A 21,538-nucleotide genomic window follows, 5' to 3' on the forward strand; every position below is an offset into this window, starting at 1 on the left:
CAAAAAAACTTCCTTTAAATCATAAACAAAGACACAATTGTCGGTTCTTCCCTGAAATTGGGGGTTGACCCAAGATCGCAAACGGTATCTATGGTCTTAAGCACAAGAATGCTTAAGACCCGGCCAAATTGTCAATGCAAAAACTGTCCGTCAATGACGAGCCCTTACGGGTTGGCTTTGCCAATCATTGACTGTCAGTCTTTTGCATTTGCTAAAGCTTTATGAAAAATCCCAAAGATTTTCCCTTGAGAATAATTTTTATATTTCAGATAAAATAAGGGCCCTGACAACAACTTTACCCGACCAAAGGAAAGAATATGACAGAGCCTAGTGCCATTATAATAAATTCCTACAGTGCTGCCAATACAGAAACAAATGAAACTTTAATCAAAGCCAGTGCTAATGAATTAATGCACTGTAAGTTTGAACACGGCGTTCTCAATATGTACCCGGGTTGTGTAATGTCTGGTGAGCCTGAAATAGATGCTACGGCAATGACTGTTACCTATCATCTTGGCTATACGCTTTGGAGAGAGGAGCTTGAACAAAACTGCCCAATCTGTGGCTGCCATAAAGTAAATATAAAGGACTGGGGAGAGCGCACAGTAAAGGATTGCACACTAGGACCATTTGCGGTTATTTTAAAGATACGCGTACCTAAGGTCATTTGTTGTGGTTGTGATCATGCCAGGTGGCTAAAGCCAAGCTTTGTCCATCCGCATCATAGGATAACCTTACGCTTATATGGGCAGATACTGCAGCTTCTTGATTTGGGCGAGAGTCATCTAGATTTAAAGAAAATAAGCTCTATCACGGCTGTAGAGGCAGATATTGTCAGGAACATTGATAAGGCAAGGCTTATAGAGATGTTCAAAGATATAAGTCTTGAAGACGTTAGGAACATAGCTATAGACGAGATAAGCGTTAAAAAGCACCATAAGTATATATCAGTCATCATAGATGCCGATACCAGGCGCCTTTTGTATGCTGCCTACGGCAGAAAGAAAGATGATTTAAGGCCATTCTTTGATAGATTAAAAGAGCTTGGACTGCTTGACCAGATTGAAGGTGCAGTAATGGATGGCAACTGCGGATATCAGAATCTAGTCAAAGAGCTCTGCCCTAATGCAAAGATAGTGCTTGATTTATTCCACTGCCTGCAACAGTTTAACAGTGAAGTGGCAGATGCCATAAGGCTTGATAAAATAAAAGATTTACGCAAGGAGCTTGGCGCCATGGACGCCGGCGAGTATCAACAAAAGAAAAGTGAATACAAGAAGCGTATAAAAGATCTTAGACAGAGCAAGTGGCTGACTTACATGGGCTCAGATAAACTCAACACTCTTGAAGAGTCGCAAAAAGATCTTGTAGAAACCCTCAAACAGAATAAGAGCTTGTTTACAATATCAATTTTTGGAGACCATATCAGAGATCTATGGCATAGCGGAGGTACACTTGAGCAGGTTGAAACAGAAATTAAAAACCTGTATTCACAAGCTGAAGCAACAGAAATTCCTTTACTGATAAGGTTCTGCAAGAAGCTAAAAGATTGGAGCTGTTATATTATTCATGCGGCTACAACTGGCTTAAACACCAGTATTTTAGAGGGATGCAATGCTAAATTCAAAACCATTAAAAGGGTAGCCTACGGCTTTAGAGATATAGGGTACTATATATTGAAAATGCATCAGGCTCTGTCTCGAGATAGAAAATCAACACTCAAAGCTGCCGTAGTTTCAGAGCCTGTTGAAAATAATGTCAACCCCCAAATTTAGGGATGAGTCCAATTGTCACAGCTGCATTTTTACCTCAAATTTTGCATTATCTGTAGGTAAAATAAACATTTGTAGGATAATATGACATTTTTGTTTTGCTATTTTCAACACGATGATTTTATATGTCAGATAAGTTATTTATAGGTGTTATGTCAGGCACCAGCATCGACAGTCTCGATGCCGCCCTTTGCCGCATATCACAAAACAGCTTTAAACTTATTGCCTCCCACACCATAAAGTGGGATGAAAGTGTCCACACACTGCTGCATAGTCTTTGCAGCTCATCATCTGATGAAATTGAAAAAATGCCTTTAGCCTGCAACTCTATTGCAGAGCATGAGGCCAGAGTTGTCACAGAGCTTTTAGACAAAGCCAATATCAGCGCTGATAAAATCTGCGCCATAGGCACACATGGACAGACAGTAAGACACAGGCCAGAGCAGAACTTTTCTTTGCAGCTTGATAACGGCCCTATGGTAGCTGCGATTACCGGCATTGATACCATTGTCAATTTCAGAGCCGCCGATCTTGCAAATGCAGGTCAGGGTGCACCACTGACCCCTATTTTTCACAAGCTGCTCTTATCAAAACAGGGGGTCAATCGCTTTGTATTAAATCTTGGCGGTATTTCCAATATTACAGCACTAGATGATAAAGGATGCATACTGTGCGGCTTTGACTGCGGCCCTGCCAATACTCTTTTGGATCTGTGCTGCCGTGAAATACTGCATCTTGATTATGATGCAGATGCCAAAGTCTCATCACAGGGTCATGTTGTTGATAGTATTTTAAATGAGCTTTTACAAAACAGTTATTTATCAAAGCCATTTCCAAAGTCCACAGGGCGTGAGGACTTTAACCGCAACTGTATTGCCCCATATCTTGACATGTGTAAGGCAGGCAGGCTTGCCATTGAAGATCTGCTCTATACCCTAAGTGTCTATACAGTAAAATGCGTAAGTTTACATATAGAGGCAATTGTAAATAAGTACAAACTTGAGCGTGGCGGCGAGCTTGTACTGTGCGGCGGTGGAGCCCTAAACCCTCTTATTGTCAGACTCTTTGAAAAATCAATGCTTGATTTTGATATTAAAACCTATATATCACAGGATTTTGGTATAGATGCCTCCTATCTTGAGGCTCAGGCCTTTGCCTACTTTGCCTATTTATTCGTCTCAGGCATAGCACCTGATATAAAAGACTGCACGGGAGCGACAAGACCTTCAATCCTTGGCTGTCTGTGCCCTGCAACTGATGGCTGCTACTCAAGGAGGCTAAAATAAATACTTTACACTTTATTTTTTTAAAGATAAAATAGCACAACTTTATTTTGATGCCTGAGTGGCGGAATTGGTAGACGCAGCGGATTCAAAATCCGCCGCTAGTGATAGTGTAAGGGTTCGAGTCCCTTCTCAGGCACCACATCAAATTTTTATTCCTTTTAAAATAGCTTTTAATACCTGCTTTGCTTTTTTTGTGGCTTTATATTACATCTGTGTTTGAGTAGATAAAAATTGCAGATCAAGAGAAAAGTTATGAGTATTAGCTTTTGCTAGTCCTAAGATAGCTACTTGACCCAAAATTGCAAAGAGTATCTAAGGTCTTAAGTATAAGAATGTGTAAGACCTATGCTACACTATCTATGCCAAAACTATCAGTCAATGACCAGACCTTAGGGGTGTTGGACTTGCTAATCATTGACCCTCAGTATTTTGCCTTTACTAATGCTTTAAAATGAACATGGATGCATCATAGCAAAATACAGTGCTAATAAAAAAAACCAAAGATTTTTTACTTGAGCCTAAATTTTATCCTGATTTGCAATATTGCCCAAAGATGCAATCTTACATTTTTTCTTGAAAAAGCCTATGCCAATGCCATAGACATGTTTATATTGTGCACTAAACAGATCTGCATATTTCTTTTCTTTGATTTGATCTGTAGCCTCATTAGCGACCTCTAGACAGTCATCTGTTGCAGCTCTTTTAAACTCTAAAATAACTGCTCTATCATTAGATGAGTCTTTAAGAATAATGTCACTATAGCCAAGACCACTTTCACTCTCATCTAACATAGTAATACCACAATCGGTTACAGCCTCTATCAAAAGACCCTGCATAAAACCATGATAGTATTGCTCATGACCTGAGTGCCTAATACTTATATAGGTTTTTAATACTGTATTGATAATATCCTGAGCCCTGGCAATATCATTGCTCATTAATGCATCTAAAAGATTGAAACCCTGAGAGCTCCAGTTTTTATATTTCTTTGAATAAAAAACTTTAGTCTTATTCTCAAAAGCTTCTTTTATCTCATAATTTGGTATTTTAACCCTGACATCACCTCTTAGTGCTGAGTCCTCAGTTAAGGTAACATAACCTGTCTGCAACAGCATTGTAAAAAATGTATCAAAATCAAGGCAATCTTTTATATCAGGATAAACTGTAAATTCAGATAGCTCAATGTCTATTGATTTGCCATCCATTAAGTCCTGTAATTTATCAATATTACCTTGCTTTTTAGCCTCAATTGAGTTTTTAGTATACAGAGTAATAATGTCATTGCCTGAGGTGTTGACCCAAAAAGGCTTTGGCTCATTGCTTCCGTTACGTTTTGATGCGGCGCAGTACTCCATTAAAGACCATGGGCAGTAGACATAATCATCTCCAAATCTATAGCCGTTATACCACTTTTTAATCTCATCTCTTTTAGACTCTACACCAAAGTCACTGATGATTTTATCAGTCTGCTCCTGTGTAAAGCCAAAGAAGGATGAGTAAAGCTCATCGTTTACATTAAAGGTAGTAAAGTTATTAGCATCAGTAAAGACACTTTGATGGGCAATTTTTAAACAGCCTGTAATAATGCCCTTATACAGCCAGGCATCAGGATCCTGTTTAAAGGTATTAACACTTATATCACGTATTATGCCAAGCATTTTATTATAGTAAGGCTTCTCAGCCACTACTGCCTTTTGCAATGGCACATCATACTCATCTATAAGGATTAAAACCTTTGTGCCATATGCAAGGTATAACATTTTTGCAAGATTGGGTATAAAAAGACCACAATAAGTTACAGCATCATTGAGTTTTGTTAAATCTGCTGACAGATTAAGGTTATTTGCGCAAAAATCGAATATAGTGGAAAAAATAGTTTTTCTGTTATCTGATATTTTCGGATTATCTAGCAAAAAGGCAAATTCTTCATATAAGTTGAAAATCTTAATTACTAATTTTTCAACAGCCTCATAAAAGCAGGAGCCCTCAACACCTCTAAAGGAGACATAGATAACAGGCAGCTGTCCCATAACCTTATCACGAAGCTCTTTATACTCATCCTGAGCTACAGCAAGATTACGGCCATTGTCTATAAAGAGTTTTTGCTGATATGATGTGTCCCCAGGATTTTTATAGTCAAGCTCACAAAAGGCCTTTATCATGGACATGTTTAAGGTTTTGCCAAAGCGACGGGGTCTTGTGAATAAGGCATTTTCAACCTCATCAGAGCTTTCAAGGAGATTTTTTAAGTATGAGGTTTTATCTACATAATAGGCATTAGATTCAATAAGCTTTTCAAAGATCTCACAGCCTGGTAATACTTTTGGCTTTGCGTGTGTGTCCATAATAAAAACCTCTAATGCACTATGATTTTATATAATACCTTTGTGTCGTTCTTTTATTACTTTTCATGCATCCATGTGCGCACTTTATCCTTATATTACAAGTATTCTTGATAAATTAGAATACATTTATCAATGCTTAGATCAGAAGCTCGCAATTGCGATATCATGATATTTCAGCAAATATTACATTTTAAAGTACAGTTACACTATCATTTACGTTGGGGATAAAACCTATCTGCGCTTTGATGCTGATTTTTTTCTGCCACGGCTCTTATGGGCAGTCTCCTTGTATTGAGACTGAGCCATACTATTTTCACTTCTTGCAATATCAGATGCCTTTTGCAAAAGCACATCTTTATGACTGCGTCCGGCCATAAACTGAATATACTCACTGTCATTGTCAGTAAGATCTATAATATCTACCTTGGCGCGGGTCATGGCCACATAGTAAAGATTGGCCTCCTGCACTAAAGATAATGAGCTTTGTGACTCTATATACTCAATATTGTCATCACTGTTGTGCAGATCGAGCTCACGGGCCTTAAGCTCGGCCAGGGATGCAAAATCCGAGCACAGTGTTACATGGGCCCACTCAAGCCCTTTGGCCTGATGAGCATTGGTCAGCACAATACCGGCACTTGCATTGTTAAAGATCTTTTTGCCCCTTTCATAGAGCTCAAAGAGCTGACCTTTGTATTTTTCGGCCATATCAATGGCAAATAAAATCTCCCTGTCCTTGCACTCATTGGCATAGGTCTCAAGCTCAAGTACTGTTCTAAAGCGTCTAATAAAAGCCTCAGAGGGGGCTATCTTGTCTCTGTCGCCCTTCATCAGATTAAATATGGCTATAGATGGCAAAAAGATATCACGCGGATTTTTTATAAGATTGTATTTGCCAAGATTGGCATTTGAGATATTGGCAATCTGCTCAATCAGTGCCGCATTGGTTCTTGTAAGTACAGCCTTGTCTTCATTACCATATAGATGCCCTATGATAGTCTTTTTATCAAACATGGCCTGCATTTGATTGTAAATGGAAGGACGGGCATAGTTTTTTACAAAATAATTGGCCTTATCTAGTATTTCCTGATTGGAGCGAAAGGAAATGCTAAGCTTGTGCACAATATCAGCCTTTATCTTGTTAAGAGCATTAACTGCTCCTCTGAAGCCATAAATTGACTGATTGGAATCACCAACAATAATTTTTGAGCAGGTATTGTCAAAAAAGATAGATAAGGTTACATCATTGGTATCCTGTGCCTCATCAAGCAGAATAAAGTCAAAATGATTAAGACCCTTGTCATTCATGACCTGATAGAGCTTAAGATAATAATCATGCGTCATGGGCACAGCTCCCTGCTCAATGGCAGAGATTAGCTGCAAGAGCTGCTGATCATTGGTATAGCGCTCAGATGAGTGCAGAAAATTGTTAAACTGACGCAAAAGCTCCATAAGCTCTGAATTGCTCTTTTTACCAAATAAAGGAGCAATATCAAAAGGTCTTAACATACCTACTATGTCACGCCCCTGAAAAAAGCGCATCACCACAGCTCTGTAGGCCAGGGCATGCGTGGTCATAATAGTTACATTCTGCGGAAATTTGCTTCTGGCACTTTCTACTATGGCCCGGTTAAAGGCCAGATATAAAAAGCGCTTGTGAGGGTTGGCAGCTGCAATTTGCGTCAGGGTAAAGGTTTTACCAGATCCGGCGCAGGCCTCAATCTTCATGACACTGTTGCGCTCCATAAACCTCGAGCGCTCAATTATCTCATACTGCTGAGCGGTTAACTGCATGTTAGCCTCTAAAGACTCTGAGTATTTTCTGTATCAGTGTTTAAAGTATCGCCCTTGTCATCTGCAGCCGTCTGCTGCTCTTCAAGCTTTTTAAACTGTGAGTTATATAAGGAGGCATAGGCTCCGTTTTTAATCTGCATAAGATCATCATGACTGCCCCTTTCAACCACATAACCATCATTGATAACCATGATGGTATCGGCATCGCGTATGGTTGAGAGTCTATGGGCAATAACAATGGTAGTGCGACCCTTCATAAGTGAATCTAAGGCCTTTTGCACAACCTTTTCAGATTTGTTGTCAAGAGCTGATGTTGCCTCGTCCAAGATAACTAACGGAGCATTTTTTAAAATAGCTCTGGCAATTGACAATCTTTGCTTCTGTCCACCTGATAAGGATACGCCTCTCTCACCTATCTGAGTATCAAGTCCCTCGGGCAGAGAGCTTATAAAATCATCAAGATAGGCGCCCTTGATGGCATTTTCAAGATCCTCTTCACTTACATTCTCCTTGGCACAGACAATATTGTCTCTAATGCTGCCCTGGAATAAAAAGCTGTCCTGAAAGACCATAGCTATATTCTCACGCAAAGATGAAAGTGAATACTCTTTAATATCACGCCCATCAATAGTGATAAGACCGCTGTCAATTTCGTAAAGGCGCGGTATAAGCGAGCAGACAGTGGTCTTACCTCCGCCTGAGTTGCCAACTAAAGCCACCTTGCTGCCAACCTTGATATCAAAGCTTATGCCCTTTAGGATCTCGCGCTCTTCATTGTAGGAAAAGTGTACATCCTTAAAGGATATACTCTCTTTAATATCTGTAAGTTCAGTATTCTCACTATGCTCTGAGAGCTCCTCAACACTTACTGTATCTAAAAGCTGATAGATACGGTCAATGGCTAAAAGTGACTGCTGCACCTGAATGTAATTGTTGCCAATTGATTTAATCGGAGTGTAGAGCATCATGAGGGCGGCTAGGAATGAGACAAAGGATCCTGAGGTTATGGTGCCGCTTAAAATCAGATGTGTACCTAAAAACAGGACGCCTGCCACACCAATAGATGCTACAAAATGCATAACAGGAGAGAGCCAGTTGGTATCGCGCACCATCTTAAGGCCCATATCAAAAAGGAAATCTGCTCTTTCTTTAAAGATTCTGAACATCTTGTCCTTAAGGCCAAAGGATTTGATCACTCTGTTGCCCTGTGTAGTCTCATTGTACAGTGTAATAATCTGTGTACTGCCAGATACTGTCTTACCTACAATCTTTTTAATGCGGCGTCTTACAATACGCAGCGGAATTACTAAAAAGACCAGAATACCAATTGAAAACAAGGTCAGCTCCCATGAGTTATAGATCATGACGCCAACTAGTGACATGGAGGAGAAAAACTTGGTTAAAAACAGTTTTATATTGGCAATAAGACCTGCCGATGCCAGCTCTGCATCCTGAAAGAAACGGAATATTACAGAGCCTGAATTGTTTACATCATAAAAATTGCTGTCACAGTCTAAAAGCTTTTTATACAGGCGTGATCTTATAAGCAGATTGATTTTGCCGCCGACATAGCTGTTTACATAGGATGACAGATAGATAAAGATACCCTGAATTACAGTAAAGCCTACAATAATATATGGTACATATGAGGCAAACTCTGTCTGCTGCTCAATCATGACCAGATCCATAAAAGGCTTTAGAAAATAGGCAACCACAGCATCAAGGGCACCTACAGGAATGGTAAGCAATATGCCAAGTACAGCCAGTGGCCAGTAAGGTTTTAAAAAGGGCCAGAACTGTTTATAGCCACGGATAAAACTCGTCTGAGCATTCTGATCGGTGACACTAAGGACAATAGGATAGCTTCTTTTGCCAGCAGCTTCTGCAGTGGTAGCTTTAGTATTGTTATCGGAAGATGTTTGTGTAGATGTTGTGCTTGAATTTTGAGTATCTGTCAAAGCTTGGGCTCCATAAAAAGTAGATCCCCCATCTACAGGGGGATCTTCAAGCTTTAATGATACCTTTTTTTGAAGGATTTTTGTAGCTTACTTGACAAAGTTCATGGCTGAACGTGCAATTACAAGCTCTTCATTAGTAGGAATCATAAGAACCTTGAGGCGTGACTCAGGTAATGACAGCTCACCGCCTTCAAAGCCTAAACGGGCCAGGGCAGTCTTGTTCTTCTCCTCATCGAGTACAACACCAAATGAATCCTTTAAGTAACGGCATGTCAGCTCACGGGCCTCAAAGCAGTTCTCACCAATACCGCCTGAGAAGACGATGGCGTCAACACGGCCTAATGGAATGAAGTAAGAGGCAATGAACTTGGCCAGACGATATGAGAACATCTCAAGAGCCAGAGTGCACTTCTCATCACCATTCTCATAGCCTTCACAGATAGGACGCATGTCTGATGATACGCCTGATAAAGCTAACAGACCTGACTTCTTGTTAAAGATATCTTTAACCTCTTCTGGTGTCATGTTGTATCTGTCGCACAGGAAGAATACTACAGAAGGATCGATAGAGCCGGTACGGGTAGCCATTACAAGGCCATCAAGCGGAGTTAAACCCATTGATGTGTCAAGGCACTTGCCACCTTTTACAGCAGTAACAGAGGCACCGCCACCTAAGTGACAGGTAATAACATTGGTGTCCTCAAGATCTTTACCAAGGTACTTGGCTGCCTGCTGAGACAGGTACATGTGTGAAGTACCGTGGGCGCCGTAGCGACGGATACCGATTTCAGTGTAGTACTCCTCAGGAATAGCAAAACGGTATGCTACAGGAGGCATGGTCTGATGGAATGCGGTATCAAATACGGCTACGTGTGGAATATTAGGGAATGAGTGACGGGCAGCCTCAATACCAAGAATGTGGGCTGGGTTGTGCAGTGGAGCAAAAGGAATAACCTTCTCAATGTTGGTAACAACTTCGTCATCAATCAGGGTAGGCTCGCTGTAGAACTCGCCGCCGTGCACGATACGGTGACCGCAGGCAATGATTGAGTCGAGCAGATCCTTACGGGTGGCTAAAATAGTGTTAACCAGGTAGTTTAATGCATCCTTGTGATCAGCCTTGGCAATAGTAGCCTTCTGCTTGGCATCATCACCAAAGCGCCATGAAATAACTGCCTCTGGCAGAGTTAAAGCCTCGGCAATACCGCTTAAATATACGGTACCGTCTTCTGGATTCATGATTGCAAACTTGACAGAGGTACTGCCACAATTAATAACAAGTGCGTTTTTTAAATTCATTTTTAAAACAACCCTGGATAAACTTTCAGGAACAATGCCCGTGTTACAAAAACCAAAAAAAACTTACATAACAAAATGCAAGGTGTTAATATTTTTATATTCTAGCACTTATTAGATATTCAAGTAATACATGTACCATGTATTGAAAAAATTTACGGAAATAAAAATATGATAGATGTTTCAAGTTTGAGACGTTCGTACACTCAAAGTGGACTATCAGAGCAGGATCTGACAGATGATCCTATGGAGCTGTTTGAAAAATGGCTCAAAGAGACCATTGATGCCAATGTCTATGACCCAAACGCCATGGTCATCTCAACTGCAGATTCTGATGCAAACGTGCATTCGCGCATTGTTCTTTTAAAAAACTATGATAAAGACTCACTGGTTTTTTACACCAATCTTGGCTCAAGAAAGGCCAAAGATATTGAGCAGAACCCCAAGGTCAGCGTCCTGTTTCCATGGTACTTTTTAGAGCGACAGGTCATATTCACCGGCAGCTGCTCCAGACTTTCTTTAAGCGAGGTTGTGCACTATTTTCACTCACGCCCAAGAGACAGTCAGCTAGGAGCCTGGGCCTCGGCACAATCGTCAAAGATATCTGCCCGCTCAGTACTTGAGGCCAAGTTCTTTGAATTAAAAGAGAAATTTAAAAACAAGGAAGTGCCGCTGCCTTCTTTCTGGGGTGGCTATCGCATAAAATTTGATACTGTTGAGTTCTGGCAGGGCCGTGAAAATCGCCTGCATGACAGATTTATGTATGTAAGAAAGGATGATGGCTGGCAGGTGGACCGTCTCAGCCCTTAAAACATGATCTGTATCAATTTTTTGCCCTCTGGTAGTTGATAAAGAATTGCAAATTTTTATGCTATCTTTTTAAAGATCATTTATTAATGATATTTAAAAAGTAAAACTCAACCTGAAGGCATAAAAAAGCCCTGCATCAGAGCAGGGCCTATAATCTTCTCTGTCTTTAAAAGACCACGGTCTTGTTGCCGTGAATAAAGACCTTGTCCTCAAGCACGCGGCTTAGAGCTCTAAACAGCACCAATCTTTCCACATCACGACCGGCCTTGGCCATGGTACGTGCATCATAGCGATGATTTACCTTGATGACGTCCTGCTCGATAATAGGTCCCTCATCTAAATTGTTGGTTACAAAGTGGGCTGTAGCGCCAATGATTTTCACACCGCGGTCAAAAGCCTGCTGATAAGGCTTGGCACCTATAAAGGCTGGCAGGAATGAGTGGTGAATATTGATAAGTTTGCCAAGAGGATAGCGGGCCACCATTTTCTCTGACAGAATGCGCATGTATTTGGCCAGAACCACATAGTCAACATTGGCCTCGTCTATAAGCTGGCACATTCTCTCCTCATGCTCCTCACGTGAGATACCCTCTGTTGGTACATAATGGAAAGGTATGTCAAATTTCTCTACAAGATCACGCAGATCAGGGTGATTGCCGGCCACCATGACAATCTGACCACGCATGGCATCTGAATATGATTTAATCAGAAGATCGCCAAGAACATGAGCTTCCTTGGTAACAAGTACAGCTATGCGCTTTTTAGCTCTGCTCACCAGTCTGACCTTGGCATCTGCTGGCAGGAGATCACGTATTGACTGCACCAGCTCGTTCTCGCAGGAAAAATCACCTTCAAGCACTGTACGCATAAAGAATCTGTTATCATCAGTTGTAGCAAACTGATCCTGATGGACAATATTTACCTGATAGTTGAAACACTCACTGGTAACCTTTGAAATAATTCCTGTAGCGTCTGCACACTCGGTAAGTAAAATTCTCTCTTCCATATTTGTATTACGACCCGAAAAAACCAATATCTTTTAGATTTTACATATTATATGGAAAAAAACTAAACATGCACTGTTTTTGAGCATTTTTCGTAATAATACCATTATCATATTTTATGTACATGCTAATTTTGGTTATATTATCTGCAAAGATGTTTTGAGGGTTTAAACATGTCCAATCAAGATCCTTCTCTCGACAAATATGCAACATTAACCATACCTGGCCGTGATCCTATTCAGCTGCCTATACTCAAAGGCACCATGGGCCCTGAAGTTATCGATATTTCAGCTCTTGGCAAAAACGGCTACTTCACCTACGATCCAGGTTTTGTGTCAACAGCATCATGCAATTCACGTATAACTTTTATTGACGGTGCCAAAGGTGTTCTGCTCTATCGCGGTTATCCAATCGATCAGCTAGCCACCAAGGCCAATTATCTGCAGGTATGCTACCTTCTGTTAAAGGGAGAACTGCCAAACAAAACTCAATACAAGGATTTTGAAAACTCCGTACTGCATCATACTCTGATCCATGAACAGATTACCTCCCTGTTCAAAGCCTTCAGACGTGACAGCCACCCAATGGCTGTACTGTGTGGTATCGCAGGCGCGCTGTCAGCCTTCTATCATGATGATCTGGATATCTATGATCCTGAGCACAGAGAAAGAACAGCCATACGTCTTATAGCCAAGATTCCAACCCTGGCCGCTATGTCATATAAGTACTCAATTGGTCATCCATTTGTGTACCCAAGAAATGATTTAAGCTATGCCGGCAACTTCCTGCACATGATGTTTGCCACACCTTGTGAGGAATATAAAATAAATCCGGTTGTTGAAAGAGCACTTGACCGTATTTTCACTCTGCATGCTGATCACGAGCAGAACGCTTCAACCTCATCAGTGCGTCTTGCAGGTTCCTCTGGAGCCAACCCTTATGCATGTATTGCCGCAGGTATTGCTTCATTATGGGGCCCTGCTCACGGCGGCGCCAACGAGGCCTGTCTGCGTATGCTTGAGAAAATCGGTACTACAGACAGAATTCCTGAATTCGTAGCCCGTGCCAAAGACAAGAATGATCCATTCCGTCTGTCAGGCTTTGGTCACCGTGTTTATAAAGCCTATGACCCACGCGCAGTGGTTATGCGCGAGACCTGTCATGAGGTTTTAAATGAGCTGCACATCAAGGATCACCCTATTTTAGATGTTGCAACCGAGCTTGAGAGTATTGCCCTGTCAGATGAATACTTCATCGAGCGCAACCTCTACCCTAACGTTGACTTCTACTCAGGTATTATCCTCAATGCAATTGGCATCCCAACATCTATGTTTACCGTTATCTTTGCCCTGGCAAGAACTGTAGGCTGGATTGCCCACTGGACAGAAATGCAGAAAATGCCAGAGAGCCGCATCGGTCGTCCGCGCCAGATTTACACAGGCAAGACCATGCGCAATGTAAAGGTTCTCTCCAAGAGATAACAGTTTTTACGATCTTCGTAAAATGCCACCGCAAGGTGGCATTTTTATTGGTGTAACCATAATACTGTGCACATAAAAATGCCACCTCGCGGTGGCATTTTTATCATTGTCTGTTTGACAGTTATTTAGTAAATAGGTGACTTCTGGCTTGCGTATGAGTCAAAGCCTTCAAAGAGCTGTGGCTCATCCTCACGCAGCTTGATTAACATCTCGCGGGTTACGAGAGTTACTCCGCCTTCTGATCTGTAGAAGCGCTTGGCATCAAGTGCTGCATTTTCACCGATAATAAGTCCGCGTGGAATCTCACAGCCTCTATCTAAAATAACCTTGGTCAGACGGCAGCCACGGTGGATAACACATGATGGCAGTACAACAGCATCCATTAAGAAACAGTTTGAGTGCACACGTGTGGCTGAGAACAGTACTGACTGGCAGATTGATGAGCCGGAGATGATACAGCCTGCTGAACATACAGAGTTACGTACAATGGATGATGTGCCATTGATGTCCTGTACATATTTTGCAGGAGGCATCTGTACCTGATGGGTCCAGATTGGCCAGCTGGTATCATATACGTCAAGCTGTGGCTGTACAGCTGCAATATCCATGTTGGCTTCCCAGTAGGCATCAATGGTACCTACATCGCGCCAGTAGCAGATATCTGGCATGCCTTCATTTCTGATGCATGATAAGGAGAAGTCATGGGCATGGGCCTGACGCTTCTGCACCAGAGATGGAATAATATCCATACCAAAATCACGCTTGGACTCTGGGTTGCGGGCATCGCTCTCAAGGATGTCATACAGGAAGTCTGCATCAAATACATAGATACCCATTGAGGCTAAGGCCATATCAGGATTGTTTGGCATTGCAGGAGGATCTTTTGGCTTTTCAACAAAGTCTGTGATCATCCAGTTGCTGTCAACCTTCATAACGCCGTAGGCATAGGCATCCTTGCGTGGAATTGGAATACAGGCCACTGTCACTCTCTTGCCGTGACGGATGTGATCCATAACCATGGCGGTGTAGTCCATCTTGTAGATGTGGTCACCTGCAAGAACTACAATGTATTTTGGTCTGTGATTTTTAATAATATCGACGTTCTGGAAAACAGCATCGGCAGTACCCTGATACCAGTGTTCCTCATCCACACGCTGCTGAGCTGGAAGCAGATCAATGAACTCATTGAACTGACCGCGCAGGAATGACCAACCTGCCTGCAGATGACGTAAAAGGCTGTGTGATTTATACTGAGTTACTACACCAATACGGGTGATACCTGAGTTTACACAGTTTGACAGGGCAAAATCTATAATTCTAAATTTTCCACCGAAAAATACGCCTGGTTTTGCTCTGTAATCTGTGAGCATGCGAAGTCTGCTGCCGCGTCCGCCGGCTAATACCAGGGCCATTGTGTCTCTAGCGACGTCACGTGGATTATCCAATTAACACCTCTTAATTAATACTTTATATCTAACTCAAATCATGTGGCTAATCTTAGCTCCCAGCCTTATTGTGTGCCCAAGCTGTTAAGAATTCCACTTCATTTATTAAAGTTTTTGATCCGCCACCAAATTATTAGTTTATTTTTATTAATAAAGCGTGTTATCGCACATTTTTATAAATAAATGTTTGTTTTTAGGCGCTTTGGCATGCTGATTTTAAATATATTTTTTTATTTTTACACCAGTATAACAGGAATAAAAAAACGGTGCAGATTTTTACTATCTGCACCGTTTTTTATCTTTAATCTATCTGTAGTTTAAATCTTAACCTACATTGACGCGAGCATTTCTAAAGATTCTGATCCATGGGCTGTCCTCTTTGAATGAGTCAGGATGCCATGAGTTGGCCACAGCTCTTATCACACGCTCTGGGTGTGGCATCATGATGGTAAATCTGCCGTCAGCGTTTGTGACAGCTGTAATACCATTTGGTGAGCCGTTAGGGTTAAGAGGGTAGGCAGATGTTACATCGCCGTTGTGATCAACATAGCGCAGCGCAATCTGACCTGAGCTCTCTAAGGCCTCAAGTTTCTTGCTCTGGGCAAACTCGGCACGACCTTCGCCGTGGGAGACCACTATAGGCATTGAGGAGCCTTCCATTCCCTTGAAGAATATAGATGGGCTCTTGTCTACCTTAACCTGTACAAATCTTGCCTCAAAGCGCTCAGACTCGTTGGTTACAAAGCGTGGCCAGTTGTCGGCACCAGGAATGAGCTCATGCAGAGTTGACATCATCTGACAGCCGTTACATACGCCAAGGGCAAAGGTATCGGCACGGTTGAAGAACTTTTCAAACTCTTCTCTGGCTCTTGCATTAAAGAGGATGGACTTGGCCCAGCCTTCACCTGCACCTAATACGTCACCGTAGGAGAAGCCACCGCAGGCTGCAAAACCTTTGAAGGTATCCAGGCTGACTGCACCTGAGAGAATATCTGACATATGTACGTCAATACAGCTAAAGCCTGCTCTGTTAAAGGCCACAGCCATTTCGTTCTGTGAGTTGACACCCTGCTCACGTAAAATAGCAATGCGTGGAGCAGTGCCTTTGACAATAAACGGAGCTGCAATATCCTCATTGATATCATAGGTGGTATCAACAAATAGGCCTTTGTCAGTGGCATCTTTCTTAAGCTCAAATTCGCTTTGTGCACACTGTGGGTTGTCTCTGAGCTTTTGCATCTGCAGTGTAGTCTCAGCCCAGATGGTTCTAAAGTGGGTGCGTGACTGGGAAACTACGCTGTTGCCATCGCGGGTAAAGACAATCATGTCATCATCGCGCAGCTTACCTACAGCATAGGAGCAGTTTGACAGACCATGACCTGAGAGAATATTGAGCACCTGCTCCTTATCCTCGGTTCTAACCTGCATAAGCACACCAAGCTCTTCGGCAAAGAGGGCACCTAAATCTGTAGAGCCTATCTGATCAAGTCTTATCTCTAAACCTGTGTGACCTGCAAAGGCCATTTCTGCAGCTGTTACAAATAAACCGCCATCAGAGATATCATGATAGGCAAGAATCAGTGAATTCTTGTTCAGGAACTGCACGGCATCAAAGAGTGACTTGAGACGTGAGGTGTCATCAAGAGTTGGGCAGGCACGGCCAAGCTTTCTGTAAACCTGGGCAAGACATGAGCCACCAAGACGGTTCTGACCGCCAGATAATGTCACCATGATTAAGGTGGTATCACCCATATCAGTTCTTAGCTGTGGAGTTAAGGTCTTTCTTATATCCTCACAGCGGGCAAAGGATGAAATGATAAGAGACATAGGAGCTGTTACTGCTCTGTCCTGACCATTTTCCTGCCATGTGGTGCGCATGGACATACTGTCCTTGCCAACTGGTACGGTAAGACCAAGCTCTGGGCATATATCCATACCTAAGGTCTTTACAGCCTCGTACAGACCGGCATCCTCACCAGGATGTCCGTTGGCGGCCATCCAGTTGGCTGAGAGTTTGACGCGGCTTAGATCGCCAATATAGGCAGCTGCAATATTGGTAATGGCCTCACCTACGGCAAGACGCACTGAGGCACCATAGTCAAGCAGAGCCACAGGGGTTCTCTCACCCATGGCGGCAGCTTCACCGTAATAGGTGTCATAGGAGGCTGCAGTTACGGCCACATCAGCTACAGGTACCTGCCATGGACCTACCATCTGATCTCTTGCGACAAGACCAGTTACAGAACGGTCTCCAATGGTGATAAGGAAGGTCTTCTCGGCAACTGTAGGCAGACGCAGTACTCTTTCACAGGCCTCAAGCACATTGATGCCATCCTCTACAAATTCCTGTGAGTTGTGGGTGGCGCTCTTAACGCACTTGTGCATGCGTGGAGGCTTGCCTAAAAGAATATCAAGCGGCAGATCTATAGGGCAGTTGTCAAAGTGTGAATCATAAAGAACCACACGACGCTCCTCTGTAGCCTCGCCAATGACGGCAAACTGTGCTCTTTCGCGTTTGCACAGCTGCTCAAAGATAGCAAAGTTCTCTTCAGATACGGCAAGCACATAGCGCTCTTGAGACTCATTACACCAGATCTGCAGCGGGCTCATGCCAGGCTCGTCATTTGGAATGGCGCGCAGATTGAAGCGGCCGCCTACACCACCATCAGATACAAGCTCAGGCATAGCATTTGACAGACCGCCTGCACCCACATCGTGGATAAACATAATAGGATTGGCAGAACCCATCTGCCAGCAGGCATCGATAACTTCCTGACAGCGACGCTGCATTTCTGGGTTGCCACGCTGTACAGAGGCAAAATCCAGATCCTCTGTTGACTGTCCTGAGTTCATAGAAGAGGCTGCACCGCCGCCAAGACCTATGTCCATGGCAGGGCCGCCTAAAACTACAAGCTTGGCACCTGGCAGAATCTTATCCTTGATAATGTGCTCACGGCGTATATTACCCCAGCCGCCTGCTAGCATAATTGGCTTGTGATAGCCGCGGATCTCAAGGCCGTTGAAGCTATCAACCTGCTCTTCATAGGTTCTGAAATAGCCGCAGAGGTTTGGACGTCCAAATTCATTGTTAAATGAGGCTGCACCTAAAGGACCCTCAATCATGATATCAAGGGCTGAGGCTATGCGATCTGGTTTGCCAAAATCAAATTCCCATGGCTGTGTGGCACCTGGAATCTTAAGATTTGATACGCTAAAGCCGCACATACCTGCCTTTGGCTTTGAGCCTACACCTGTGGCGCCCTCATCGCGAATCTCACCGCCAGAGCCTGTGGCGGCACCTGGGAATGGAGAGATGGCTGTCGGATGGTTGTGAGTCTCAACCTTCATCAGAATAGGCATATCCTCCTGATGGTAGTTGTACTCATGTGTATTTCTGTCAGCAAAGAAACGGCCGGCTGTTGAACCTTCCATAACAGCGGCATTGTCCTTGTAGGCTGAGAGCACATAGTCATGATTGGCCTCATAGGTATTGCGAATCATGCCAAATAAAGACTTGTCCATGGTCTTGCCGTCAATTTCAAAGCTGGCGTTGAATACCTTGTGACGGCAGTGCTCTGAATTCATCTGAGCAAACATGTAAAGCTCAATATCGCTAGGATCTCTATCAAGGCTCTTAAAGCTAGTCAGCAGATATTCCATCTCATCCTGAGACAGAGCAAGGCCAAGCTCGACATTGGCCTTTTTAAGGGCCTCGATGCCGCCCTCTTTTAGAGCTACTGTCTTAAATGGTTTTGGATTTTGTGAATCAAACAGAGCCTCGCCCTGCTCTAATGAATCAAGTACGCTCTCCATCATGCGATCATGGATAAGTGACTTGATAATTTTAACTTCATCATCACTTAGAGTACCTGAAGCGCTTTCAATATAATAGGCAATACCGCGCTCAAGACGGTGAATATGGTTAAGACCACAGTTTCTGGCAATATCAGTTGCCTTTGAGGCCCAAGGAGAGATAGTGCCTACACGTGGAATTACAAAAAACACTCTGCCTTTGCTGGCAGTTTCAACAGATGCAGGGCCGTAGCTTAAGATTTTCTTTAAAATATCTCTGTCACTGTCGCTAAGCGGAGCAGTTGTATCTGCAAGATGTACAAAACAGGTATTGATCGAAGAGATCTGCACACCTTCCTTTAAAAGGGCGCTTTTGAGTTTTTCGATTTTATAATCAGACAGGGCACGGGAACCTAAGAGAATTTCCATACGATAAGATCCTACATTCTTTAAATGCTAGTTTATGATAAATCCGACTTTAATATTCTACCAAAAATAAGCTTTAAATAACACAATAGAAGGCATTTACCTGCCCTCATATACCACATATAAAAAAAGCTCTGTCCTGTGTTTTAAAAATACTGATAAAAACTTTGTCAAAAGACGTATGTACCTTTAGCAACGTGCTTACACTAGGGCTGCGATATGACTTTATCATGAGTACAGTGATCTGAAGAGTTTTAATTCTTTAGCATATAGGATTGGCCTAAATGCTCTTTTATTCCTGCCAATTTTTTAAGCGGATAAAAAAATTATAAAGAGAGTTTTATACTTCAATCAGATTCTTCAATAAGCCCCCTTTTTTAATTCAGATACAGGCTAAAAATTTACTTTTTTACAAGCTATGGCCTGATTATGCTTAAGTTTGAGATAAAAACTTTTGTTTTACACTATCTTTAGTAAAAAATTAATATAAGGGCACAGCGGTTAGTACCAAAGCTCACAAAAACTTTTGTAAAATCATAATGTTATTTTGTATAAAGCTTTAAATGTGTGCACAGATGCATATTATTTTTTGAACTTGTAAATTATTTAATAAATATGAACTATTATTGATGTAAGTTTTAGATATGCATTAAGTGCAATATATTTTTTAAGCTACAGGAGCTGAATATGAGCAAGCGCATAGAACATGATTTTATAGGTGAACTTGAGATTTCTGATGATGTCTATTATGGAGTGCAGACCTACAGAGCCTTGCAGAATTTTGTAATATCAGGTGACAGACTGTCAAATCACACCTCATTTGTTACAGCCTTTGCGCGCGTCAAAAAGGCAGCTGCTCTTGCCAACAGCGAACTTGGTGTGCTTGATGGCACCATTGCCTCTGCCATATGCAAAGCCTGCGATAAAATTATTGAAGGTAACTATCATGATCAGTTCGTTGTAGATATGATTCAGGGTGGTGCCGGCACTTCATCCAATATGAATGCCAATGAGGTTATTGCCAATGTGGCCCTTGAGCTTATGGGACATAACAAGGGTGAGTATCAGTACTGTCATCCAAATGATCATGTCAATCTGTCACAATCTACCAATGATGCCTACCCTACTGCCATCAAGCTTGCAGTCTACGATGAGCTTACAGGCCTTATTAATAAAATGCACTATCTGCTCGCCTCTTTGGATCGCAAAGCAGTTGAGTTTAAAGATGTGCTTAAAATGGGCCGTACACAGCTGCAGGATGCCGTACCTATGACCTTGGGTCAGGAGTTTAAGGCCTATGCCGATGTGCTAAAGGGTGATATCAAGCTTCTTGCCGATGCCCGCGAGCTTATGACCATAATCAATATGGGCGGTACAGCCATTGGAACAGGCATCAACTCCCATCCAGATTATACCAAGGCAGTTGAGAAGTATATGCGTCAGGTGACAGGCATTAACTTCAAAACAGCAGAGGATCTTATTGCCGCCACTCCTGACTGCGGCGATTATGTGCAGATCTCCAATCTGCTCAAGAGAATATCAATAAAACTGTCAAAGACCTGTAACGATCTGCGCTTGTTATCCTCAGGTCCACGCTGCGGTCTTAATGAAATCAATCTGCCAAAGATGCAGCCTGGCAGCTCCATTATGCCAGGCAAGGTCAACCCTGTAATTCCTGAGGTGGTAAATCAGGTCTGCTATGCCGTGATAGGTAATGATGTGGCCATATCCTTTGCCGCAGAGGGCGGTCAGCTTGAGCTTAATGTCTTTGAGCCTGTTATTGCCTACTCACTCTTTAAATCAATTACCATGCTTAAAAATGCCATGGAGACACTTGTCGACAAATGTATTGACGGCATTACAGCCAATGAAAAGATCTGCTCTGACTTTGTCTATGGCTCTATTGGTATTGTTACAGCCCTTAATCCATATATTGGCTATGAGCAGTCAGCAGCCCTGGCCAAAGAGGCACTTGTCAGCGGTAAGAGAGTATATGATCTGGCTTTAGAGCGTGGCCTTTTGAGCAAAGAGCAGCTAGATGAGCTCTTTAGACCTGAAAATATGCTAAATCCACATATGTCAGCTGAGGACAGACTTAAATTCAGACACTAGCTGCATATAATAAAGAC

Annotated in this window: 12 protein-coding genes and 1 tRNA gene; 6 read left to right on the top strand and 7 right to left on the bottom strand. The window is 42.5% G+C overall.

What is annotated here, in order from left to right:
• The first annotated feature begins 317 nt into the window (after positions 1-317).
• The 3 genes from DRZ93_RS10075 (at position 318) to DRZ93_RS10085 (ending at position 3,197) form a co-directional block, all read left to right on the top strand.
• Positions 318-1,775 (top strand): ISL3 family transposase, encoded by a 1,458-nt coding sequence (locus DRZ93_RS10075; protein ID WP_113746512.1) that lies wholly within the window; start codon positions 318-320, stop codon positions 1,773-1,775.
• A gap of 122 nt (positions 1,776-1,897) precedes the next feature.
• Positions 1,898-3,058, top strand: a complete 1,161-nt coding sequence (locus DRZ93_RS10080; RefSeq protein ID WP_113746513.1) for an anhydro-N-acetylmuramic acid kinase — start codon at positions 1,898-1,900, stop codon at positions 3,056-3,058.
• Positions 3,059-3,110: 52 nt separating this feature from the next.
• Positions 3,111-3,197 (top strand) — tRNA-Leu (locus DRZ93_RS10085).
• A gap of 379 nt (positions 3,198-3,576) precedes the next feature.
• Here DRZ93_RS10085 and DRZ93_RS10090 read toward each other — a convergent pair.
• The 4 genes from DRZ93_RS10090 to DRZ93_RS10105 all read right to left on the bottom strand — a co-directional run bounded on the left by DRZ93_RS10090 (position 3,577) and on the right by DRZ93_RS10105 (position 10,454).
• Positions 3,577-5,403: an AAA family ATPase gene (locus DRZ93_RS10090; protein WP_113746514.1), complete on the bottom strand. Its 1,827-nt coding sequence runs from the start codon at positions 5,401-5,403 to the stop codon at positions 3,577-3,579.
• 231 nt (positions 5,404-5,634) lie between these two features.
• Positions 5,635-7,197 (bottom strand): UvrD-helicase domain-containing protein, encoded by a 1,563-nt coding sequence (locus DRZ93_RS10095; protein ID WP_113746515.1) that lies wholly within the window; start codon positions 7,195-7,197, stop codon positions 5,635-5,637.
• An 8-nt stretch (positions 7,198-7,205) separates the two neighbouring features.
• Complete coding sequence (locus DRZ93_RS10100) at positions 7,206-9,155, bottom strand: ABC transporter ATP-binding protein (RefSeq protein ID WP_113746516.1); 1,950 nt, start codon at positions 9,153-9,155, stop codon at positions 7,206-7,208.
• Between the two features lie 87 nt (positions 9,156-9,242).
• The gene (locus DRZ93_RS10105; RefSeq protein WP_113746517.1) at positions 9,243-10,454 is read right to left on the bottom strand and encodes an acetate kinase; all 1,212 of its coding nucleotides are present in this window, start codon (positions 10,452-10,454) and stop codon (positions 9,243-9,245) included.
• A gap of 168 nt (positions 10,455-10,622) precedes the next feature.
• Here DRZ93_RS10105 and pdxH point away from each other — a divergent pair, with 168 nt between their 5' ends.
• Complete coding sequence (pdxH, locus tag DRZ93_RS10110; RefSeq protein ID WP_113743758.1) at positions 10,623-11,261, top strand: pyridoxamine 5'-phosphate oxidase; 639 nt, start codon at positions 10,623-10,625, stop codon at positions 11,259-11,261.
• 166 nt (positions 11,262-11,427) lie between these two features.
• Here the strand turns inward: pdxH and purU are convergent, their stop codons facing one another.
• Complete coding sequence (purU, locus tag DRZ93_RS10115) at positions 11,428-12,267, bottom strand: formyltetrahydrofolate deformylase (RefSeq protein ID WP_113743757.1); 840 nt, start codon at positions 12,265-12,267, stop codon at positions 11,428-11,430.
• A gap of 171 nt (positions 12,268-12,438) precedes the next feature.
• Here purU and DRZ93_RS10120 point away from each other — a divergent pair, with 171 nt between their 5' ends.
• Positions 12,439-13,746, top strand: a complete 1,308-nt coding sequence (locus DRZ93_RS10120) for a citrate synthase (protein WP_113746518.1) — start codon at positions 12,439-12,441, stop codon at positions 13,744-13,746.
• 125 nt (positions 13,747-13,871) lie between these two features.
• Here DRZ93_RS10120 and glgC read toward each other — a convergent pair whose 3' ends face one another.
• Together glgC and purL are read right to left on the bottom strand one after the other, a co-directional pair.
• Entirely contained in the window at positions 13,872-15,191 is a 1,320-nt protein-coding gene (gene glgC, locus DRZ93_RS10125; RefSeq protein ID WP_113746519.1) for a glucose-1-phosphate adenylyltransferase, read from the bottom strand.
• 324 nt (positions 15,192-15,515) lie between these two features.
• Complete coding sequence (gene purL / locus DRZ93_RS10130; protein ID WP_113746520.1) at positions 15,516-19,412, bottom strand: phosphoribosylformylglycinamidine synthase; 3,897 nt, start codon at positions 19,410-19,412, stop codon at positions 15,516-15,518.
• Positions 19,413-20,096: 684 nt separating this feature from the next.
• Here purL and aspA point away from each other — a divergent pair.
• A complete protein-coding gene (gene aspA, locus DRZ93_RS10135; RefSeq protein WP_113746521.1) occupies positions 20,097-21,521 on the top strand; it encodes an aspartate ammonia-lyase in 1,425 nt (474 codons plus the stop codon).
• Positions 21,522-21,538: the final 17 nt, after the last annotated feature.

The sequence above is a fragment of the Anaerobiospirillum thomasii genome, from assembly GCF_900445255.1.
Classification (GTDB): Bacteria; Pseudomonadota; Gammaproteobacteria; order Enterobacterales; family Succinivibrionaceae; genus Anaerobiospirillum_A; species Anaerobiospirillum_A thomasii.

Coding starts and splice junctions, on each gene's coding strand:
- purU (WP_113743757.1), bottom strand. CDS start 12,267: ATGGAAGAGAGAATTTTACTTACCGAGTGTGCAGACGCTACAGGAATT.
- purL (WP_113746520.1), bottom strand. CDS start 19,412: ATGGAAATTCTCTTAGGTTCCCGTGCCCTGTCTGATTATAAAATCGAA.
- DRZ93_RS10105 (WP_113746517.1), bottom strand. CDS start 10,454: ATGAATTTAAAAAACGCACTTGTTATTAATTGTGGCAGTACCTCTGTC.
- DRZ93_RS10080 (WP_113746513.1), top strand. CDS start 1,898: ATGTCAGATAAGTTATTTATAGGTGTTATGTCAGGCACCAGCATCGAC.
- DRZ93_RS10095 (WP_113746515.1), bottom strand. CDS start 7,197: ATGCAGTTAACCGCTCAGCAGTATGAGATAATTGAGCGCTCGAGGTTT.
- DRZ93_RS10075 (WP_113746512.1), top strand. CDS start 318: ATGACAGAGCCTAGTGCCATTATAATAAATTCCTACAGTGCTGCCAAT.
- pdxH (WP_113743758.1), top strand. CDS start 10,623: ATGATAGATGTTTCAAGTTTGAGACGTTCGTACACTCAAAGTGGACTA.
- aspA (WP_113746521.1), top strand. CDS start 20,097: ATGAGCAAGCGCATAGAACATGATTTTATAGGTGAACTTGAGATTTCT.
- DRZ93_RS10120 (WP_113746518.1), top strand. CDS start 12,439: ATGTCCAATCAAGATCCTTCTCTCGACAAATATGCAACATTAACCATA.
- DRZ93_RS10090 (WP_113746514.1), bottom strand. CDS start 5,403: ATGGACACACACGCAAAGCCAAAAGTATTACCAGGCTGTGAGATCTTT.